The sequence below is a fragment of the Achromobacter veterisilvae genome, assembly GCF_037619525.1.
Taxonomy (GTDB): Bacteria; Pseudomonadota; Gammaproteobacteria; order Burkholderiales; family Burkholderiaceae_B; genus Achromobacter; species Achromobacter veterisilvae.
In genome coordinates, this window is record NZ_CP148753.1 from 2,756,544 (window position 1) to 2,776,862 (window position 20,319).

The window sequence follows — 20,319 nt, forward strand, 5'->3', positions numbered from 1 at the left end:
GGGGCCTGTGCGAGGCTGCTTCGAGAGTTGACGGGCCCTAGCCGGCGTAGCCGATCAGCGCGTCCAGCGGCATTGCGCCCTGTCCCGCCGCGCCGACCCATACCGGGTTGAGTTCCATCTCGTGCAGGACTTCGCGATGTTGCCAGGCGAAGTCCGAGACCCGCACGATCAGGTCTTCCAGGGCGTCGAAATCGGCCGGCGCCTGCCCGCGCACGCCTTCCAGTATTTCGACGTATTCGATCTCCCGCACGAGCGCGCGGGCATCGTCCCGCGACAGGGGAATCATGCGGTGCGCCACGTCGCGGATGGTCTCGACGAAGATGCCGCCCAGGCCGAACGTCAGCACGAGGCCGAACGCCGCGTCCCGGTGCACGCCGACCAGCACCTCGCGGCCTCCGGGCGGCAGCATGCGCTCGACCAGAATGCCGTCGACTTTCGCTTCGGGGCAGCGGCGCGCCACCGAGTCCAGGATCGCCGCGTGGGCCTCGCGGGCCGCGCCGGCGCTGGCGATGTTCAGCCTGACGCCACCGGCCTCGGTCTTGTGCGCGATCTGCGCGCTGACCACTTTCATTACCACGGGAAAGCCCAGGCGGGCGGCCTGCTCGGCCGCTTCTTCCGCGTTTGCGACCACCACGCCCTGCGGAACCGGCAGGCCGGCTTCGCGCAGCAGGGACTTGGCGGCCGCTTCGCTGAGCATGCGGCCTCCGCTGGCCGCTGCGGCCGCTGGAGGACTGGAGGGCGCGGGCTGGACCGCCGGCGTTTTCCAGGGGACGGCCTTGGCCAGGACCGCGATCGCGTCCGACAGCGCCAGGAAGGGCAGCAGGCCTTCCGTTTCCAGCAGTTGGAAGCCGCCGCCCAGGCGCCGGCTCATCCAGACCGGGACGATCAGCGTGTCGGTCTCGGCCGCCACGGTGGCGATGGCCTGGGCCATGCCGTCGGTGATGGCGCCGTAGTCCATCGGGATCGGGAACAGGACCGTGCCGACGCCCGGGTCGGCGCACAGGATCCGCAGGCATTCGACCGAGGCCTGTTGGTTGCGCAGGATATCGGCGGTGGTGTCGACCGGATTGTCGATGCTCGCGAAGTCCGGCAGCAGCTTGCGCAGGGCCGCCTTGGTGGCGGGGGCGAACGCCGCCATCGGCAGGCCGGCTCCGCCCGCGATATCGGCTGCAAGCGCGGCGGTTCCGCCCGAGAAGGTGTAGATGCACAACCCATTGCCGCTCTTGGGCGTGATCCGGGTCAGCAGGCGGGCCGTCGCCAGCAGTTGGTCCAGATCGTCCACCTCGATCGCGCCGAACTGGCGGAACACGGCGCTGTTGACGGCGGCCGAGCCGGCCACCGACGCGGTATGCGACTGGGCGGCGCGCACGCCGGCTTCCGAATGGCCGATCTTCAGCACGACCACCGGCTTGTTCCGCGCGCGGGCCAGTTCCAGCGCCGAGGTCAGGCGGCGGCCGTTCTTGACGCCTTCCATCAGCAGGGCGATCACGCGGATTTGCGGATCGTTGGCCATGTGCGCGATGAAATCGGGAATCTCCAGGTCGACCTCGTTGCCGGCGGAGAACCACAGCCCCACGCCCTGGCCATGGGACAGGCCCTGCAGCAGATTGCGCCCCAGCCCGCCGCCCTGCGTCGCCAGGCCGATGGCGCCCGCGTTCAAATCGTCTTTGAAGGCCGGCGAGAACGTCATGCCGAGCCGGTCGCGCACGTTGACGAAGCCGGGACAGTTCGGCCCGTAGACGTGCAGGCCCGTGGCGCGGCACAGCTCGGCGATTTCGCGTTCGAGGCGCTGGCCTTCCTCGCCTGCTTCGGAGAAGCCGGAAGTCATGACGACGGCGAATGGAATGCCGCGCGCCGCGCATTGCTTCAGGGCGTCGAGCACCAGCGAGGCGTTGATCATGATCAGGGCCACGTCGATGTCGGCCTCGGGCAGCGCGCTGATCGAAGGCCAGCAGGGCCGCCCGCCGATTTCCCCGTAGGCGGGATTGACGGCGAAAACCTCGCCCGGCACGGCCGAGTGCAGAACCAGGTTGTCGTACAGGCGGCGTCCCTGGCTGGCCTCGCGGGCGGACGCGCCCACCACGGCCACGTTGCGCGGGTTGATGAAGCGGGTCAAGTCTGCGAAGGGCTTCATGCGTTTGCCTCCATTGGCCGCATCAGCATTGCGAAGTTGGCCTGGACCACCACCTCGCCGCGTTGGTTGATGGCTTCGCGCCGGAACACCACCTTGTCCTTGCCGGGCCGGTATTGCGCGGTTTTATCCACCACGCTCACCCGGACGACGATGGTATCGCCGATGAACGTGGGCTTGGGGAACCGGCAATTGATGTCGATCAGCGCCAGCACATAGGGTTCCAGGCGGCGGTAGCCGTCGGACTGGGTGGTCAGGCCCGAAAGGATGGACAGGACCAGAAGGCCGTGCGCGATCCGCTGGCCGAACGGCGTGCCGCTGGCGTACTCCCGGTCGACGTGCAGGCGGTTGAAATCGCCCGACAGGCAGGCGAAGTTGACGATGTCGCTCTCGGTGACGGTGCGCCCGGCCGATAGGAAAGTGTGGCCGACTTCCAGCGCTTGCGGGGCGGAACCGGCCGGAAGCGCTGGCGGGCCGGCGGAGGGAAGGCTTTGCATGATGGCGTATCGGATTCCGGGGAGGGGGGGTTACGAAGCGTAGCGGCCGCCGGTCACGTGCAGCAGTTCGCCGGTAATGAAGGAGGCCCGGCCGGAAGCCAGGAACGCCACCGCGTCGGCGATGTCCTCGACCGCGCCCAGCCGTCCCACCGGCTGGCGCGCCAAGGCGTTGGCGCGCAGCGTTTCATACGTGGACAGGCCACGCACCAGGGGGGTCTCGATCAGGCCCGGCGCGATCGCATTGGCCGTGATGTTGAACTTGCCCTGCTCCAGCGCGAGCGAGCGCGTGAAGCCGATCAGGCCTGCCTTGGCGGCGGAATAGTTGGTCTGGCCGGGGTTGCCCCAATGCGCCCGCGAGGCGATGTTGATGACGCGGCCCCAGCGGTTTTCCATCATCGAGGGCAGGGCTGCCCGGGTGCAGTAGTACGCGCCCTTGAGAATGGTGTCCACCACCGAATCCCAGTCCTCGACGGGCATCTTGAGCAAGTACTTGTCGCGGGTGAACCCGGCGTTGTTGACCAGGATGTCGATGCTGCCGAATTCACGGACCGCCTGTTCGGCCATCGCCTGCACCTGCCCGGGATCGCAGACGTCGAGCACGGCGCCGATGGCGGCGTGGCCGGCCTCTTTCAGGCTGCCGACCGCCTGCTGCACCGATTCAGCGTTGATGTCGGTGATGACGATGCGCGCGCCTTCCCGGGCCAGGGCCAGCGCCGATGCATAGCCGATTCCGCGGCCGGAACCCGTGATGACGGCGACTTTGCCGGTGAGTTGCAGGTCCATGTCGATTCCCCTCCTGTAGCGAATGGTGTCCGGCGTGCCCGGGCCCGGAATCCGATCTTCCGAGCTACGGCGGTGCCGGAATAGTATGGAATTTATTCCGAGGTTCCGAACAAATATACACACCACCGGAAAAATTCACAATTAATATCGACATGTCGTTATACTCTTCGGCATGTCGGAATAAGTTGGCCCGACATTCCCATCTCTCTATAAAAAATGAAGGAGACGACTCATGACTACGTTGAAGGGATTGTTGGCCGCCGTACTGAGCCTGGCCGTCGTCGGGACGGCCAGCGGCGCCGACGCCTATCCCGACAAGCCGGTGCGCCTGTACGTGGGCTTCGCGCCCGGCGGCGCCACCGACCTGCTCGCCCGCCTGTACGCCAGGAAACTCGGTGAACGGTTCAACCAGACGTTCATCGTGGAGAACCGTCCCGGCGCCGGCGGCAACATCGCGATCCAGGCCCTGACGCAGGCCCCGGCCGACGGCTACACGATCGCAATGGCCGCCAATTACGTGGCGGCCAACGCCGCCATGAAGCGCAACCCCTACGACTGGGAGCGCGACCTCATGCCGATCGGCATGGTGGCTTCCACCCCCAACATCCTGGTCGTGCCGCCGGGCTCCAGCCTCAACAGCGTCGACGACCTGATCCGGCAGGCCAAGCGGCCCGGCAACAAGCTGACCTTCAGCTCGGCCGGCATGGGATCGTCCATCCACCTGGCGGGCGAACTGTTCAAAGTCATGGCCGGCGTCGACATGACCCATGTCCCCTACAAGGGCGTGTCGCCCGCGGAAGTCGACCTGATGGCCGGCACGGTCGACATGATGTTCGGCAGCGTCTCCACGGCGATTCCGCTGGTGCAGACCAAGAAGCTCAAGGCGCTGGCCGTGACCGGCCGCGAGCGCATGAAGGCAATGCCGGACCTGCCGACCATCGAGGAAGCCGGCCTCAAGGGCTACGACGTGGAGGCGGTCTACTTCATGGCGGCGCCGGCCAGGATCCCGGCGCCCGTCCTCGAACGGCTGGCCGACGCGGTCGCCGATATCAACAAGCAGCCCGACGTGCAGGAATTCATGGACCGCATCTATGCCCGTCCGCTGACGGGCGGCCCGGAAGAGGCCAGGGCGTTCCTGAAAGCCGAAGTGCGGAAATGGCAAGGCGTGGTCGACGCCACCGGCATGAAAGTGGATTGACACAGGAGACTCCCATGAAGACTCGCAGGCAAGTTGCGCTGGCGCTGCTGGCCGGCCTGACGGCATTTCTCGTCCCGACGCTGGCTTCCCACGCGGCCGAGGGCTACCCCAACAAACCGCTCCGGCTGATCGCGCCCAGTTCCCCGGGGGGAATCCTCGACATCACCAGCCGAGTGGTCGGGAAAAAACTGTCCGAGCGGCTCGGGCAGCCGGTCGTGGTCGAGAACGTACCCGGCGCGGCGGGCATCCTCGGCATGCAGGCCATGTTGCGAGCGGAGCCGGACGGCTACACCATGGTCATGGGCAGCAGCGGGCCGAACGCGGTGAACTACACCCTGTACAGCAAGCTGCCCTACGGCATGTCCGACTTCGCGCCGGTGGTCCGCGTCATCACCATGCCGAACGCCCTGGTGGTCAACGCCGATTCGCCGCTCAAGACGCTGGCCGAGTTCCGCGCCTACGCCAGGAAAAAGCAGGGGAACCTGTCGATGGCGGTGTCCATGCTAGGGACGTCCGGGCACCTTGGCGGGGAACTGCTGAAGAACCGCCTGGATTTCACCGCCGTCACGGTGCCGTACAAGGGCGCGGCGCCCGCGACCAACGACCTGGTGGCGGGCCAGGTGGATTTCACGGTCGAAAACGTGATCACGGTCGCGCCCCTGGTAAAGGCGGGCCGGCTGCGGGCATTGGCGGTCACCACGCGGGAGCGCAGCCAGATCCTGCCGGACGTGCCGACGCTGGCCGAGCAAGGCTATCCGGACATCGACGTCGGCGCCTGGCTGGGCGTGCTCGTGTCGGCCCGCACGCCGCCGGCCATCGTCGCGCGGCTGAATGCCGAACTGAACGCGGTGCTGGGCGACGAGGAAGTGAAGAAGCAGTTGGCCCAGCAGGGCGGAATCACGCTCGGCGGCACGCCGGCGGAATTCGACGGTTTTATCAGGTCCGAGAAGGATCGCTGGGAAAAAATCATCAAGGCCGCCGGCATCAAGGTGGAGTGACCAGAATGCCGGCGGCGCGCAGGCGCCGCCGGCACCCAAGGAGGCATGAGCGATGGCAATCGACTATCACAATCTGCGCAACTGGAAATTCGAGGATCGCGTCGACCGCTATACGGCGCGCGATTGCATGATCTACGCCCTGGGCCTGGGCTATGGCGGCGATCCGGCCGACGACGACGAATTGCGCTACGTGCATGAAGAGGGGACGGCAGTGGTGCCTACCTTCCTGGCCACCCTCGGCGCGCCCAACGGCTGGGCCGCGGACCCGGCCACCGGCATCGACTGGGTAAAGATCCTGCACGGCGAGCATCGCATGACTTTCCACGCCCCGCTGGCCGCGGCCGGCGCCGTGCGCAGCCAGACCCGGGTCACGCGCGTGGTGGACAAGGGCGCGGGCAAGGGCGCGCTGGTGGTGACGGTGCGGGACATTTCGGACGCCGGCAGCGGCAGGCCCCTGGCCACGGTGGAGCACGTGTCGTTCTGCCGGGCCGACGGCGGCTTCGGCCAGGGCGATGAGCCGCCGCAGGCCCTTCCGCCCGTTCCGGACCGCGAGCCCGACTGCGCGGTGCTTTTGCCGACGCTTGCGCAGCAAGCCTTGCTGTACCGGCTGAACGGCGACCTCAACCCGGTCCATGCCTTGCCGCACATGGCGCGCGCCGCCGGTTTCGACCGGCCCATCCTGCACGGCCTGTGCACCTATGGCATGGCGGCGCGCGCCTTGCTGCGGGCCTGCGCGCCGGCGGGGACCCAACGGCTCGCCGGCATCTCCGCCCGATTTTCCGCTCCGGTCTTTCCGGGCGAAACGCTGCGCGCGGAGATCTGGCGCGACGGCGCCCACCTGCAATTTCGCGTCCTGGCCCACGAGCGCAATACGGTGGTGCTGAGCAACGGGGTCGCCGGCCTGGCGCAGTAACCGACAACGAGGTCAACCATGTCACCACTCGAAGCCCATGCCCGGGAAATGCCGGAACGCATTGCCTACCGCATGATCCCCTCCGGAAAGACCGTCACCTGGCGCGAACTGGAGTTGCGCAGCCGCAAGTGCGCGGCGGCCCTGCTGGAAGCCGGGCTGCAACCCGGCGACGTGATCGCGGTCTTCCTGGAAAACCATCCCTGCTATTTTGAACTGCTCTGGGCCGCCCATCGCATCGGCCTGTACTACACCACCATCAGCCGCCATCTGAAGCGCGAAGAGGCGGGCTATCTCATCGAGAACAGCGATGCGCGGGCGCTGTTCTATTCGGAATGCACCCGCGGCGAAACGGATGCGCGCGGCCTGGACGCGCGCGGCGTGCTGCGCATCTGCGTGGACGGCGCCGATGCCGGCGCGGTGGAATACGAAGCCTGGGCCGGCCGCCATGCCGACGACGTCCGCTTGCCGCAGACCCCTGAAGGCACGGATTTCCTGTATTCCTCGGGCACCACTGGCCTGCCCAAGGGAATCAAGCGGCCGCTGTCGGTCGCGAACCGGTACTTCCGGGTCGGCGACGCGCCCAGCAGTGCCTGGAAGGCGTTCGACCGCAATACGGTCTATCTTTCCACCGCGCCGTTCTACCACGCGGCGCCGGTGCGCTGGAACATGGCCGCGCTGCGGGCCGGCGGCACTTGCGTCATGATGGAGAAATTCGACCCCGCCGGGGCGCTGGCGGCCATCGCCGCCCACGGCGTCACCCATTCCCAATGGGTGCCGACCATGTTCATCCGCCTGCTGCGCCTGCCCGAGGCGGAGCGCGCGCGCCACGATCTGTCTTCGCTGCGCTACGCGGTGCATGCCGCCGCGCCGTGCCCGGCCGAGGTCAAGGAGGCCATGATCGGATGGTGGGGGCCGATCCTGTACGAGTACTACAGCGGCACCGAACTGGTCGGCCGGACCTCGCTCGGTTCCGAGGAATGGCTTGCGCACCGCGGTTCGGTCGGCCGGCCGGAATTCGGCCAGGTGCACATCATGAGCGAGGACGGCCTGCGCGAATTGCCGCCGGGGCAGCCGGGAGTCATCTACTTTTCCGGCGGCGGCACCTTCGAATACCACAAGGATCCGGAAAAGACGCGCGGCGCCCACAACGCGCGCGGCTGGGCGACTTATGGCGACATCGGGCACCTGGACGCGGACGGCTACCTGTACCTGACCGACCGCCTGTCCAACATGATCGTGTCGGGCGGCGTCAACATCTATCCCCAGGAAGCGGAGAACCTGCTGTGCCTGCATCCGGCGGTGGCCGACGTCGCGGTGGTCGGCGTGCCGAACGACGAATTCGGTGAAGAGGTCAAGGCGGTGGTGCAGCTTCGCGATCCTGCCTCCGCCGGCCCGGACCTGGCGCAGCAGTTGATCGCCTATTGCCGCGAGCGGATCTCGCCCATCAAGTGCCCCAAGAGCGTGGATTTCTCCACCGACATGCCGCGCACCGAGACGGGCAAGCTGCTCAAGCGCCTGGTCAAGCAACGCTACTGGCCGTCCCCGAAAGGCGGCGCCCGATGACGCGCCAGGAGGCACGATGAATCCGCAACGAAAGTTCTTCTCGCCCGAGCATGACATGTTCCGCGATACGGCCGCGCGCTTCATCGCGGAAGAAATCACACCCCACCACTATCGGTGGGAGCAGGAGGGAATGGTGCCGCGCGAGCTGTGGCGCAGCGCGGGCCGCGCGGGCATCCTGCTGCCCAGCACGCCGGAAGAGTACGGAGGCGGGGGCGGGGACTTCCTCCACACCATCATCGTGGTGGAGGAAATCGCCCGCGCGCTGGCCACGGGCGTCACGGGGTTCACGACCCACTCCGACATCGTCGCGCCGTACCTGCTCAATTTCGGGTCCGAGCGCCAGAAACTGCGCGACCTGCCCGCCATGGCGCGCGGCGACGTGGTCGCGTCCATCGCCATGACCGAGCCCGGCGCCGGCAGCGACGTCAAGGCGATCCGCACGGTGGCGGCCAGGGCGCAGGGCGGCTACGTCGTCAATGGCCAGAAGACCTTCATCACCAACGGGTTCCACGCCGACCGGGTGCTGGTGGTGGCCAAGACCGATCCCGGCGCGGGCGCGCGCGGCATCAGCCTGTTCTGGGTCGACGCGGCGACGCCGGGCTTCTCCCGGGGGCGCCTGCTGGACAAGGTCGGGCAGAAGGCGCAGGACACGGCCGAACTGTTTTTCCAGGACATGTTCGTCCCCGAGGAAGACCTGCTGGGGGAACCCGGCCAGGGCTTCGGCTACCTGATGAAGGAGCTGGTGCGTGAACGCCTGATGATCGCCGTGCGCTGCGCGACGGCGCTGGAAAGCGCGCTGCAATGGACGGTGGACTACACCAAGGAAAGGCGCGCTTTCGACAAGGCGCTGATCGACAACCAGTACATCCGCTTCAAGCTGGCCGACATCAAGACCCTGGCCGCCGCGACCCGCGCTTTCGTCGACGGCTGCGTGCGGCAATACCTGGATGGCGAACTGGACGCCGGCGGCGCGGCCATGGCCAAGCTGTGGGCGGCGGAGGCCACGCGCGCCATCGACGACCTGCTCCAGTTCCACGGGGGCTACGGCTACATGCGCGAATACCCGATCGGCCGCGCCTATACGGACGTGCGGCCGAACCGCATCTATGGCGGCGCCTCGGAGGTCATGCGCGAGCTGATCGCCAGGACGCTGTGAACCCGCTTTCTCAAGCTTCGACAGGAAACGATCCATCCATGACCAAACATCTTTCGAAATCGGTCGCCATCGTCGGCGCCGCCGAATCCGAGCTGGGGAAAGTCCCCGGCATGACCGCGCTGGACCTGCAGGCACAGGCGGCCGGACGGGCGTTGCGCGACGCCGGCCTGTCGCTGAAGGACGTCGACGGCGTATTTGCCCACGTGGACGACCGGTTTGCCGGCCTTCAACTGGCGGAATACCTGGGCATCCGGCCGCGCTACGTCGATTCGACCAGCGTCGGCGGCATGTCCAACGTCATGCATATCCGGCACGCGATGGCCGCCATCGAGGCCGGCATGTGCGAAGTGGCGCTGGTCGCCTACGGCAGCACCCAGTTGTCGGACGGAACGCGCAAGGTCGGCGGCACCCCCGAGGACATGCGCATGCCGCGCGGGCAGTTCATCACCCCCTACGGGCAATTGAGCCCCATCGGCTACTACGCGATGGTGGCGCAACTGCACATGCACCGCTACGGCACGACGCCCAGGGACCTGGCCGAGGTGGCGGTGGCGGCGCGCAAGTGGGCGCAGCTCAATCCCAAGGCGTACCGGCGCGAAGAAACCTCGATCGAGGAAGCGATGGCATCCAGGATGATCGCCGATCCCCTGCGCCAGCGCGACTGCTGCCTGGTGACCGACGCGGGCGGCGCGTTCATCGTCACCACCGCCGCCCGGGCCCGCGCGCTGAAGCGGCCGCCGGTTTACGTGATGGGCATCGCGGAATCCTTCTCGCATCATTACACCCCCTTCGGCACCGCGGACTGGCTGGACACCAATGTGGCGCAGACGGCAGAGCAAGCGCTGGCGATGGCGGGCGTCACGCGCCAGGACATCGACGTGGTGCAGATCTACGACCATTTCACGATAGGCGTGATCCAGTCGCTGGAGGAACTGGGTTTCTGCAAGCGCGGCGAGGGCGGCGCTTTCGTGGCGGGGGGGCGGCTTGCTCCCGGCGGCGATTTTCCCATCAATACCTCGGGCGGCGGCCTTTCGTACAACCACCCCGGCCAGTTCGGCATGCTGCTCCTGCTCGAAGCCGTGCATCAGTTGCGCAAAGAGTGCGGAGAGCGCCAACTGCCCAAGGCGGAACTGGCCCTGGTGCACGCGCCGGGCCTGGTCTTCTCGTGCAACACCACCTTGATTCTCGGAGTCTGACCATGGACCACATTCAACGCCCGCTGCCGCAACCCACCCTGATCACCCAGCCATACTGGGACGCGGCGAGAGCGCATCGACTGGTGATCCAGGAGTGCGCCCACTGCAAGACGCGGCAGTTCTATCCGCGCGAATTCTGCACCGCCTGCCTGTCCGGGGATATCGAGTGGATCGAATGCGGCGGCAAGGGCGCCGTCTACACTTACACCATCAACCGCCGCGCCAGCAACGCGGCGCTGAGCGACAAGGTTCCTTATGTGGTGGCCTCGATCGACCTGGACGAAGGTGTGCGGATGATGGCCAACATCGTCGGCTGCCCGCCCGAGGCGGTCCGGATCGGCAGCCGGGTGCGGGTCTGCTTCGAGCAAGTGTCCGACGAGATCACTTTGCCGCAATTCACCCTGGAAGCCTGAACATGGCGCTGTTCAAAAGCTCACCGCCAGTCCGACCGAGAACCCCGAGACGTTGGTGCCGAAAACGTACCGTCCCACCACGCGGGTGCGCGTGATGAACACGTCGTAGGCGCTCGAGTCCAGCTCCAGGCCCGCGCCGATGGAGGTCAGCCGGTCAAAGCCCAGGATGCCGCGCTGGTCGCCCAGGAACTCCGAATGGGTCAGTTCCAGCACGTAGCGCAGCGGCCGCTGCAGCAGGATCGCGCCCGTGGGCGCGCGGTAGCGGGCCCACAGGTTCGCGGACTGCGCGGTGGCGCGGCCGCGGACCGCCGCGGAGCTGTCGAAACTCTGCAGGCGCATGTCGGAATAGCGCAGCTCCACGTCCACTTCATAGCCGGGCCGGTAGTGCTCGTAGTCCAGCATCAGCGAGCCGCCCAGCCCGTAGGCGTTGAGCGAGCCTTTGTCGAGGAAGTCGACGTCCGAGTCGGTCTTGCGCCCGACATACCAACTGGCCGCGCGCAGGTCGCTGGTGACGTTGCCCAGCGCGAAGTTGAAGATGGGGCGCAGCTTCAGTTCGTCGGTCAGCTTGAAGTCCCAGCCGATGCCGCCGGTGGCCGACAGGCTGTTCCACTTCGTGGGGATGCGGCGGGACTCCGCGCCCTGCGTGGCGATGAAGGTCGGATCGTAGCGGCTGGCCGCCAGCACGCCTTCCAGATAGATGGGCACGGAGTCGGAAATGGTGTCCCCGCCTCCCAGTTGCGTCATGAAGAACTCGGTCGAGCCGCTGGTCGATCCGCCGCCGCTGCCGATGTTCAGCGAACTGGTCGTGATGTCGGGCACGATGGAAAACGACATCAGGGCAAGCACGCCGTTGGCGCGCTTTTGCAGGTCGTCCTGGGTCAGCCGCAGGCCCTGCTGTGCCTGCGCCGCGCCGGCGCAGCAGGACAGCACGCCGAGCAGGCCGAAAAGACGCCGCTTCACCCTGCAAACGGAATCTCGCATGCGAATCTCCGAATGAACGCGTTGCCAATGCGATGCGGCCAGGCTTGCGGCCCGGACGGCCGGGGGCCCGCTTGGGCAGATTACACGGATGTCCGCAAGGGCTCAAGAATCGCGCGCGCTTCCGTGTGCGGTTCCCGCCCGCTCAGCCCAGCGAATCGAGCGCCTCGTCGTTCTCTTCGCCCAGGAAACCGCCGCTCTGGTGCCGCCACAGCCGCGCGTAGATGCCGTTCTTCGCCAGCAATTCGGCATGGGTTCCCTGTTCGACGATGCGTCCCTGGTCCATGACGATGAGCCGGTCCATGGCGGCGATGGTGGAGAGGCGGTGGGCGATCGCGATGACGGTCTTGTCTTCCATCATTTCGTCGAGGCTGTCCTGGATGGCGACCTCCACTTCCGAGTCGAGCGCGCTGGTGGCCTCGTCCAGCAGCAGGATGGGGGCGTTCTTGAGCATGACGCGGGCAATGGCGATGCGCTGGCGCTGTCCGCCCGACAGCTTGACGCCGCGTTCGCCCACCAGGGTGTCGTAGCCGGTATGGCCTTGCGGGTCGCTGAGTTCGCGGATGAAGCCGTCCGCCTGGGCGTGCGCGGCGGCTTCGCGGATTTCCGCGTCGGTGGCGTCCGGGCGGCCATAGGCGATGTTGTCGCGGATCGAGCGGTGCAGCAAGGAGGTGTCCTGGGTGACCATGCCGATCGCGCCGCGCAGGCTGTCCTGCGCCACGCGCGAGATGTCCTGCCCGTCGATGCGTATCTGGCCGCTGTCCAGGTCGTAGAAGCGCAGCAGCAAATTGATCAGCGTGGACTTGCCGGCGCCGGAGCGGCCCACCAGGCCGATTTTCTCGCCGGGGCGCACCGTGAGGTCCAGGCCGTCGAGCACCTGGCGTTCGCCGTTGTAGTTGAAGCGGACGTCGCGGAATTCGACTTCGCCGCGGGTGATCTCCAGCGCGGGCGCGCCGGGCGCGTCCTGGACCTTGGCCGCGCGCGTCAGGGTGGCGATGCCGTCCTGCACCGTGCCGATGCTCTCGAACAGCGAAGCCATTTGCCACATGATCCAGTGCGACATGCCGTTGATGCGCAGGGCCATGGCCGTGACCGCGGCCACGGCGCCGGTGCCCACTTCGGCGGCCTCCCACAGCCACAGCGCATAACCGCCCGCCGCGAGGATGAGCGCCACCACCAGCGTCTGGTTGACGATCTCGAATTGGCTCACGAGGCGCATTTGGCGAAAGCCGGTTTCCTTGAAATCCTCCATCGCCGCGCGGGCGAAGTGGGCCTCGCGCCTGGTGTGCGAGAACAGCTTGACGGTGGTGATGTTGGTGTAGGCGTCGGTGATGCGCCCCGTCATGGACGAGCGGGCATGGGCCTGTTCCTGCCCGACCTTGCCCAGGCGCGGAACGAAATACAGCATGGCAAGCCCGAACAGCAGGATCCAGGCGATGAAGGGCAGCATCAGGCGCGGGTCGAAGCCGCCCGCCAGCGCGATGATGGTGATGAAGTACACCCCGATGCCGAGCACGATCTCGACGAAGGTCAGCAGGACTTCCCGCACGGCCAGCGCCGTCTGCATGACCTTGGTGGTGACGCGCCCGGCGAACTCGTCGGAAAAGAACGACAGGCTCTGCCTCAGCATGAGGCGATGGAAATCCCAGCGCAGGCGCAGCGGAAGGTTGATGGCCAGCACCTGGTGCTGCACCATGGTGCGCAGCGTGACCAGGACGATGCTCGCCAGCAGCACGATGGCGATGCCCCACAGCACGCCGCGCTCCTGGCCGGCGGCGTCCTGGCCGGCGCGCCAGGCCGTGAGCAGGTCCACTATCTGTCCAAGAAAGGAGAACAGCCAGGCTTCGTACACGGAAACGCAGGCGCTGAGTACGGCCAGCGCGGCGATATAGCGGCGCGCCCCGCGCGTGCAGGCCCACAGGAAGGAAGCCAGCCCCTTGGGCGGCAGCGGCGCTTCGTCCGGGGGGAAGGGGTCGAGAAGGCGTTCAAACGAACGGAGCAAGGTGGCCTCCGAAACGGCAAGAAAAAGGAAGAACCGCCGTCGTCGAACGGCAGGAAGGCGGCTGACGGTTGCCGCCAGCCTGGATAGTAAAGGCAGCGGCCGGAAAACGCCGCGAGCCGGTACGCCGATATCGGAATTGCCTCCGAGGGAGCCCCGGCAAGGCCGACTCTTGTCGGAGATCATGCGCGGGCGCAAATCGCCGTCGCGACGCCGCGTTGCGCGGGGTGTTCGCCCCATTGCGCGTGATACCATCTGCGGCGACCAAGGGATGCAAATGTACACAGGTGCCAACGCCAGGAGACGATGTGTCGCGCTAGCCGCGGCGCTTCTATTCGTCTTTCAGGCCCTGATCGCATCCTCCGCCCTGGCCGCATCCGGCATGGCGCCGGGCAGGGCGGGCGCCACCACCATCATCTGCACGGCCAGCGGCCCGCGCGTCGTCACCCTGGACGTCCAGAGTCCCGCGCAGGACACCCAGCAGCACAGCGGCGCCTTGCCGCATTGCTGCGTGGCGGGCTGCGCCATGCTCGGCGGCGCGACGCTTCCGGAACTCTTCGTCCTTGCCTGGCTGCTGCCCGCGGCGGTGCCTGCCGTCGTGCCGCGGCCGGACATCGAGGTCCATTTCTCCAGCGCGGTGGCCCGGCTGCCGCAGAAATCGCGCGCGCCGCCCCTGCTGGGCTGACCCGCTCCCCACGTTATCGGCGCCTATCGCGCGCGGCCTGCGGCCGGGCACGGAATGACGCGCGTCTGCCCGCTTTCCGCCGTTCCCGGGCGGCGCCGGCGCCAGCCGATCACGCATTCTTCGCACTCGCTCTGGATTTCGGCCCCGCCTGCGCCGCAGGCCCCGGGGGGCCGCCCGCGGGTGCCGGTCCAAGACTTCCCTATAGAACCCAGACATGCACAAGAAAGACGAATTCCTGCGGATGAGCTGCCTCGCGGCCGCGCTGACCGCCACGTTTCCCGCCTGGCCGCAAGCGGCGGACGCGAACGCCGTCGCCACCATGGATCCGGTGGTGATCACGGGCGTGGCGCCCAGCGCGCCGCTGACATTCACGACGGACCCGAAAATTCCCCGCCAACCCTTGCCGGCAAGCGACGGCACGGACTACCTCAAGACCATCCCCGGATTCTCCTCGATCCGCAACGGCGGGACCAACGGCGATCCGGTGCTGCGCGGGATGTTCGGCTCGCGCCTGAACCTCCTGACCAACGGCACCTCCATGCCGGGCGCCTGCCCCGCCCGCATGGACGCGCCCAGCTCCTACATTTCCCCCGAGAACTTCGACCAGCTCACGGTCATCAAGGGGCCGCAGACGGTGTTGTGGGGGCCCGGCGCATCGGCCGGCACGATCAAGTTCGATCGCGACACGCCCCGTTTCACCGAGGCGGGCGTCCGCTTCGACGGCAGCCTGCTGGGCGGTTCGTTCGGCCGCAACGATCAGGCGGCCGACCTGACCATCGGCAATGAAAAGGTGTACACCCGCATCACGGCCAACCACTCCCATTCCCAGGACTACAAGGACGGCGACGGCAACAAGGTGCCGTCGCGCTGGGACAAATGGAACGCGGACGTCACGCTGGGCTTCACCCCGGACGCCGATACCGTCTACGAACTGACGGCCGGCACCGGCGACGGCGAGGCGCGCTACGCGGGGCGCGGCATGGACGGCTCGCAGTTCAAGCGCGAGAGCTTCGGCCTGCGCTTCGAAAAGCGCAACATCGGGACGGTCTTGAACAAGGTCGAGGCGCAGATGTACTACAACTACGCCGACCACGTCATGGATAACTTCACGCTGCGCGCGCCCGACCCGATGAGCGCCATGCCCATGGGCATGGCTTCCGACGTCGACCGGGCCACCTGGGGAGGGCGCTTCGCCGGCACCTGGAACCTTTCCCCGGATGCCGATCTGGTGACCGGCCTGGACTTCCAGCAGAGCCGCCATCGGTCCCGCAGCGGCTCGGAGGCCGTTTCCTATCGCAGCCAGTCCTGGGTCAAGGACGCGGACTTTTCCAATACCGGGCTGTTCGGCGAGCTGACCTGGCGCGCCGCGCCCGGCAGCCGCGTCATCGGCGGCGCGCGCGTGGACTGGGCGTCCGCAAAGGACTTCCGCCAGGACGATGGGGGAATGATGATGCCCATGCCCAACCCGACGGCCGGCGAGCGCCGCAGCGACACGCTGCCCAGCGGCTTCCTGCGGTACGAGAGGGACCTGGAGGCCGTCCCCGCTACCGTCTACATCGGCCTGGGGCACGTAGAGCGCTTCCCGGACTACTGGGAGCTGTTTTCACCGGACCGCGGTCCGGCGGGTTCCGTCAATGCCTTCAAGGGCGTGAAACCCGAGAAGACGACCCAATTGGACTTCGGGGCGCAGTACAGGACGGAAACGCTGGACGCCTGGTTCTCGGGCTATGCGGGCTACGTCGATGACTTCATCCTGTTCAACTACACCTCGGGCGGCATGATGGGGGCCTCGTCCCGGGCCACCAATGTGGACGCCAGGATCGCCGGCGGCGAACTCGGGGCGTCGTACAAGGTCGCGCCGAGCTGGAAGCTCGGCGCCACGCTGGCCTATGCCTGGGGGCAGAACCGCAGCGACGGCAGGGCCCTGCCGCAGATGCCGCCGCTGGAAGCCAAGCTCAGCGTGGCCTACGACGACGGCACCTGGTCGGCCGGCGCCCTGTGGCGCATCGTGGCCGCGCAGAAGCGCTATGCGTTGAACGAAGGCAACGTCGTCGGCAAGGATTTCGGCCCCAGCGCGGGATTCGGCGTCTTTTCCCTCAACGGCGGCTATGCGGTCAACAAGCAGGTCCAGGTGTCGCTGGGCGTGGACAACCTGTTCAACAAGACCTACAGCGAGCACCTGAACCTGGCGGGCAACGCCGGCTTCGGCTACGCCGCCAATACGGCGGTGAACGAGCCGGGCCGCACGGTCTGGGCGCGGGTGAGTTTCAAGTACTGACGGGAAAAGAAAAAGCCGCCAGGCGTAATGCCAGGCGGCTTTTTTAGCGTTGGCAGCCAGCGCAGCGCTGCCATGAGACTTGCCAATTTGGTGGAGCCGGGGGGAATTGAACCCCCGTCCGCAAGCCCTCCGCAACCAGTTCTACATGCGTAGTCGATTTATTTGGATTTAACCCTGGACTTAGCCAACCGACAGGCCGGAACAGAGCGATTCACGTAATTTAAATTTGAACCGTGTGACCCCAGTTCAAACCGATTCCTTGTGAATGTCGCTGCTGCGGTTCGAGGGTTGCCCCCCTAGGAAGTTGCCTTCCTCCGCCTGACCCAAGGACAGATCAGTGCAGCGGCTCACCGCTTAAGCGGCGAGAGCGAAACGCTCGTCGTTGGCGTTTGTAGTGTTTCCAGTGGTTTAACGAGCGAACTGGTGCTCGGCATGCCCTGAGTTGTTTTGCGACCCACGTCGAATCCGGATCGGCCCCAAGAACTTCTATTGTACTGGTAAATGCCATAGCCTGCTGTGTTCCTGGCGCCCGCCTGCCGTGGCGTGGCGCCGGGGACACAGCAGGGGGTCAGGCGGCGTTGGCGCAGGCCGCCTTGGACTGCGGGCGGGACCGCGACGCGGCCATCAGCAGGAAGGCCAGGCCCACGGAAACCGCGACGATGGCGGCGGCCGCCCAGCCCAGGGAAGCCAGGCCGTACTGGTCGATGACGTTCCCGCCGACCACCGCGCCCAGGCCGATGCCGATGTTGGCGCCCGAGATATTCAGGGACGCTGCAAACGCCGGCGCCTCCGGCGCGGACTTCATCAGGCGCACGTGGCAGACGATGAACAGCGCCGCCTGCGCGATGCCCCAGACGCCCAGGGCCACGGCCAGCAGTCCGTGCGACTGCATGACGGGGGCGACGAAGGCCAGTCCCGCCGCCATCAGCGAGGAAAACAGGGCGGTCGCGCCCAGCGGGCTACGGTCCACCATGCGTCCGCCCAGCGTGTTGCCGATCAGGCCGACGGCGCCGAACGCCATCATCGTCCAGCCGACGATCTGGCCGTTGAAGCCCGCCAGCCGTTCCAGCATGTCCGCCAGGTAGGTGTAGGCGGTGAACATGCCGGTGAAGACCAGCAGCGACAGCAGCACGTGGCCGACCACGATGGGATTGCGCAGGATGCGCAACTGCGTGACCAGCTTGACGCTGTCGGCCCGCAGGCGGGTGCTGGGAAAGGCGAACAGCAGCAGCAGGGCCTTGGCGAAGGCCACCGCCGACAGCACGGCGAAGGCGGCGCGCCAGCCGAAGGCGTCGGAAATCAGCACCCCGATGGGAATGCCGAACACGGTGGCGGCCACGATGCCGAACGCGACCGTGGAGATGGCGCGGCCGGCGCGGGCAGGCCCCACGAGTTCCACCGCCGTGGCGCTGGCCAGCGACCAGAACACGGGCAGGGCCAGGGCCGGAACGAAACGGGCGACGGCCATGACCCAGATGTTGGGCGCGGTGGCGGCCAGCGCGTTGGACAGGCCGAACAGCACCAGCACGCCGATGAACAGCCGCTTGCGTTCGACGTTGGCCATGAGCGCGGTCAGGAGGGGGCCGGTCGCCGCCACCGTGAAGGCGAACAGCGATACCAGCAGGCCGGCCTGGGAGACGGTGACGTCCAGGTCGCGGGCCAGGCCCGGCAGCAATCCGACGATCAGGAACTCCGTGGTCAGGATGGTGAAGCCGGCGGCGGAAAGCAGCAGGATGGGCAATAGCATAGGCATTCCTCTGGCGCGGCGCTGGGCGGCGGCGCGCGGGCAGGCGTTATCGATGAATAAAAGGTCTGGTGTGCGCGGGGCCTGGGCGCCCGGCACTGCGCCTGGGCCGCGGGGCGTAGGCGCGGAAGATCTGTGGCCGCGGGCGGCGTCGCCCGCGGCCCCGGCCTGGGCCGGGAAGGCATCGGGGAAACCCCGGGTGCCGTGCATGGGTCACACTTTAGGTGACTTCGGTTTCAGGATAAAGGCGTCGATTCCGGAAAGATTATTCGGCCTGGCCAACTAATTCTTGCGGAAAGGCGCCGGAAACCGAGCGGGCCGCGCGGCGGCCCCTCCAGCCTAGCGCAGGTCGCGGGGCAGCAGCGGTTCGATGGCGGGCCAGAGTTCGGCCGGAGAGTTGGCGCAGGTTTCCGCTTCCCAGGTCGTGATGTTGTCGTCTTCGCCGACGTAGCCGTATGCGGCGGCGACGGCGGGCATGCCCGCCGCGTGCGCGGCCTGGATGTCGCGCAGATCGTCGCCGACGTAGACGCAGCGGTCGACGGAGAAACCGGCTTCGCTAGCGGCGTGCTGCAGCGGCAGGGGGTGGGGCTTGGAATGCGCCGTCGTATCGCCGCAGACCAGCACGGCGCTGTCGCGCGTCAGGTCCAGGAACTCGACGATGGGCAGGGTCAGGTAGGTGACCTTGTTGGTCACGATGCCCCAGGACAGGCCGCGGCGCCCGATGTCGGCCAGGAGCGCCTCGATGCCGGGGAACAGCTTGCTGTGCACGGTGGAGCCGGCCGCGTAGTCCTCCAGGAACTGCAGGCGGGTGGGCTCGTAGTCGCGGTCGCCAGGCGCAAGGCCGAGCGCGACGCGCAGCAGGCCGCGGGCGCCCTGCGAGGCCACTGGGCGCAGCGCCTCGTACGCCATCGGTTCCAGGCCCTTGCGGGTGCGTTGGCGATTGGCCGCGGCGGCCAGGTCGGGGGCCGTATCGGCCAGCGTGCCGTCGAAGTCGAACAGGATCAGGGCGCTCATTTGCGGGTAGCCATCAGGTAGTTGACCGAGGTGTCGGACGACAGGGTGTAGATCTGGGTGATGGGGTTGTATTCCATGCCGCGCATGCTGGTGGGTTCCAGGCCGGCGCCGCGCGCCGCCGCGGACAGTTCGCTGGGCTTGATGAACTGTTCGTAGCTGTGGGTGCCGCGAGGCAGCAGCCGCAGGACGTATTCCGCGCCGACGATGGCGAACAGGAAGGACTTGGCGTTGCGGTTCAGGGTGGAAAAGAACACCCAGCCGCCCGGCTTGGTCAGGGCCGAGCAGGCGCGCACGATGGAGGCGGGATCCGGCACGTGTTCCAGCATTTCCATGCAGGTCACCACGTCGTAATGGCCCGGCCGTTCGGCCGCCAGTTCTTCGACGGGGACCTTGCGGTATTCCACTTTCACGCCGGACTCCAGTCCGTGCAGGCGCGCCACCTTCAGGGATTTGTCGGCCAGGTCGATGCCGGTCACTTCCGCGCCGCTGCGCGCCATGGCTTCCGACAGGATGCCGCCGCCGCAGCCCACGTCCAGCACGGCCTTGCCCGCCAGGTTGCCCGCGCATTCCTGGATCCATTCCAGGCGCAGCGGATTGATGGCGTGCAGGGGCTTGAACTCGCTTTCAGGGTCCCACCAGCGGCTGGCCAGGGCGCCGAACTTGTCCAGTTCGGCCTGGTCGGCGTTGACGGCGGGGCGGGCGGTGTCGTGAGTTTGCGTGGTCATGGGCGGTCCAGCGAAAAGCGGCTCTATATATAGAGGGGTCCGTCGCGC

Annotated in this window: 17 protein-coding genes and 1 other RNA gene; 9 read left to right on the forward strand and 9 right to left on the reverse strand. The window is 67.3% G+C overall.

What is annotated here, in order from left to right:
- Positions 1–37: 37 nt before the first annotated feature.
- From WHX56_RS12690 to WHX56_RS12700, 3 genes are read right to left on the reverse strand one after another with little or no spacing between them, the layout of a single operon-like run.
- A complete protein-coding gene (locus tag WHX56_RS12690; protein WP_338881356.1) occupies positions 38–2,134 on the reverse strand; it encodes an acetate--CoA ligase family protein in 2,097 nt (698 codons plus the stop codon).
- Positions 2,131–2,628, reverse strand: a complete 498-nt coding sequence (locus WHX56_RS12695) for a MaoC/PaaZ C-terminal domain-containing protein (RefSeq protein WP_129243792.1) — start codon at positions 2,626–2,628, stop codon at positions 2,131–2,133. Before WHX56_RS12695 ends, WHX56_RS12690 begins: the two co-directional genes overlap by 4 nt.
- Positions 2,629–2,658: 30 nt before the next feature.
- Complete coding sequence (locus tag WHX56_RS12700; protein ID WP_129243789.1) at positions 2,659–3,411, reverse strand: beta-ketoacyl-ACP reductase; 753 nt, start codon at positions 3,409–3,411, stop codon at positions 2,659–2,661.
- A 232-nt stretch (positions 3,412–3,643) separates the two neighbouring features.
- Here WHX56_RS12700 and WHX56_RS12705 point away from each other — a divergent pair, with 232 nt between their 5' ends.
- Genes WHX56_RS12705 through WHX56_RS12735 form a run of 7 tightly spaced genes read left to right on the forward strand, consistent with a single transcriptional unit; the run spans position 3,644 to position 10,848 of the window.
- Entirely contained in the window at positions 3,644–4,609 is a 966-nt protein-coding gene (locus tag WHX56_RS12705) for a Bug family tripartite tricarboxylate transporter substrate binding protein (RefSeq protein ID WP_129243786.1), read from the forward strand.
- A gap of 14 nt (positions 4,610–4,623) precedes the next feature.
- Complete coding sequence (locus WHX56_RS12710; protein ID WP_338881357.1) at positions 4,624–5,607, forward strand: tripartite tricarboxylate transporter substrate binding protein; 984 nt, start codon at positions 4,624–4,626, stop codon at positions 5,605–5,607.
- 52 nt (positions 5,608–5,659) lie between these two features.
- Complete coding sequence (locus WHX56_RS12715; protein ID WP_287756220.1) at positions 5,660–6,520, forward strand: MaoC/PaaZ C-terminal domain-containing protein; 861 nt, start codon at positions 5,660–5,662, stop codon at positions 6,518–6,520.
- An 18-nt stretch (positions 6,521–6,538) separates the two neighbouring features.
- Complete coding sequence (locus WHX56_RS12720; protein WP_129243778.1) at positions 6,539–8,083, forward strand: AMP-binding protein; 1,545 nt, start codon at positions 6,539–6,541, stop codon at positions 8,081–8,083.
- 16 nt (positions 8,084–8,099) lie between these two features.
- Positions 8,100–9,239 carry an acyl-CoA dehydrogenase family protein gene (locus WHX56_RS12725; RefSeq protein ID WP_338881358.1) on the forward strand — a complete coding sequence of 380 codons (1,140 nt, stop codon included), beginning with the start codon at positions 8,100–8,102 and terminating at the stop codon, positions 9,237–9,239.
- Between the two features lie 38 nt (positions 9,240–9,277).
- Positions 9,278–10,435, forward strand: a complete 1,158-nt coding sequence (locus tag WHX56_RS12730) for an acetyl-CoA acetyltransferase (RefSeq protein WP_338881359.1) — start codon at positions 9,278–9,280, stop codon at positions 10,433–10,435.
- 2 nt (positions 10,436–10,437) lie between these two features.
- A complete protein-coding gene (locus WHX56_RS12735) occupies positions 10,438–10,848 on the forward strand; it encodes a Zn-ribbon domain-containing OB-fold protein (RefSeq protein ID WP_338881360.1) in 411 nt (136 codons plus the stop codon).
- 12 nt (positions 10,849–10,860) lie between these two features.
- On the opposite strand, the gene WHX56_RS12740 is transcribed toward WHX56_RS12735, so the two are convergent.
- Positions 10,861–11,829, reverse strand: coding sequence for a hypothetical protein (locus WHX56_RS12740; RefSeq protein ID WP_129243767.1), 969 nt, complete (start codon positions 11,827–11,829; stop codon positions 10,861–10,863).
- Between the two features lie 142 nt (positions 11,830–11,971).
- On the reverse strand, positions 11,972–13,828 hold the full coding sequence (locus WHX56_RS12745; RefSeq protein ID WP_129243764.1) for an ABC transporter ATP-binding protein: 1,857 nt from the start codon (positions 13,826–13,828) through the stop codon (positions 11,972–11,974).
- Between the two features lie 274 nt (positions 13,829–14,102).
- Here WHX56_RS12745 and WHX56_RS12750 point away from each other — a divergent pair, with 274 nt between their 5' ends.
- On the forward strand, positions 14,103–14,510 hold the full coding sequence (locus WHX56_RS12750) for a DUF2946 family protein (protein WP_338881363.1): 408 nt from the start codon (positions 14,103–14,105) through the stop codon (positions 14,508–14,510).
- A gap of 214 nt (positions 14,511–14,724) precedes the next feature.
- Positions 14,725–16,788 carry a TonB-dependent copper receptor gene (locus WHX56_RS12755; RefSeq protein WP_287756215.1) on the forward strand — a complete coding sequence of 688 codons (2,064 nt, stop codon included), beginning with the start codon at positions 14,725–14,727 and terminating at the stop codon, positions 16,786–16,788.
- An 88-nt stretch (positions 16,789–16,876) separates the two neighbouring features.
- Here the strand turns inward: WHX56_RS12755 and ssrA are convergent.
- From ssrA to ubiG, 4 genes are all read right to left on the reverse strand, one after another.
- Positions 16,877–17,266: a transfer-messenger RNA gene (ssrA, locus tag WHX56_RS12760) on the reverse strand.
- 90 nt (positions 17,267–17,356) lie between these two features.
- Positions 17,357–18,535, reverse strand: coding sequence for an MFS transporter (locus tag WHX56_RS12765; RefSeq protein ID WP_338881365.1), 1,179 nt, complete (start codon positions 18,533–18,535; stop codon positions 17,357–17,359).
- Between the two features lie 336 nt (positions 18,536–18,871).
- Positions 18,872–19,546 (reverse strand): HAD-IA family hydrolase, encoded by a 675-nt coding sequence (locus tag WHX56_RS12770; protein WP_129243751.1) that lies wholly within the window; start codon positions 19,544–19,546, stop codon positions 18,872–18,874.
- Positions 19,543–20,271, reverse strand: coding sequence for a bifunctional 2-polyprenyl-6-hydroxyphenol methylase/3-demethylubiquinol 3-O-methyltransferase UbiG (gene ubiG, locus WHX56_RS12775; RefSeq protein ID WP_129243748.1), 729 nt, complete (start codon positions 20,269–20,271; stop codon positions 19,543–19,545). Before ubiG ends, WHX56_RS12770 begins: the two co-directional genes overlap by 4 nt.
- Between the last annotated feature and the right edge of the window lie 48 nt (positions 20,272–20,319).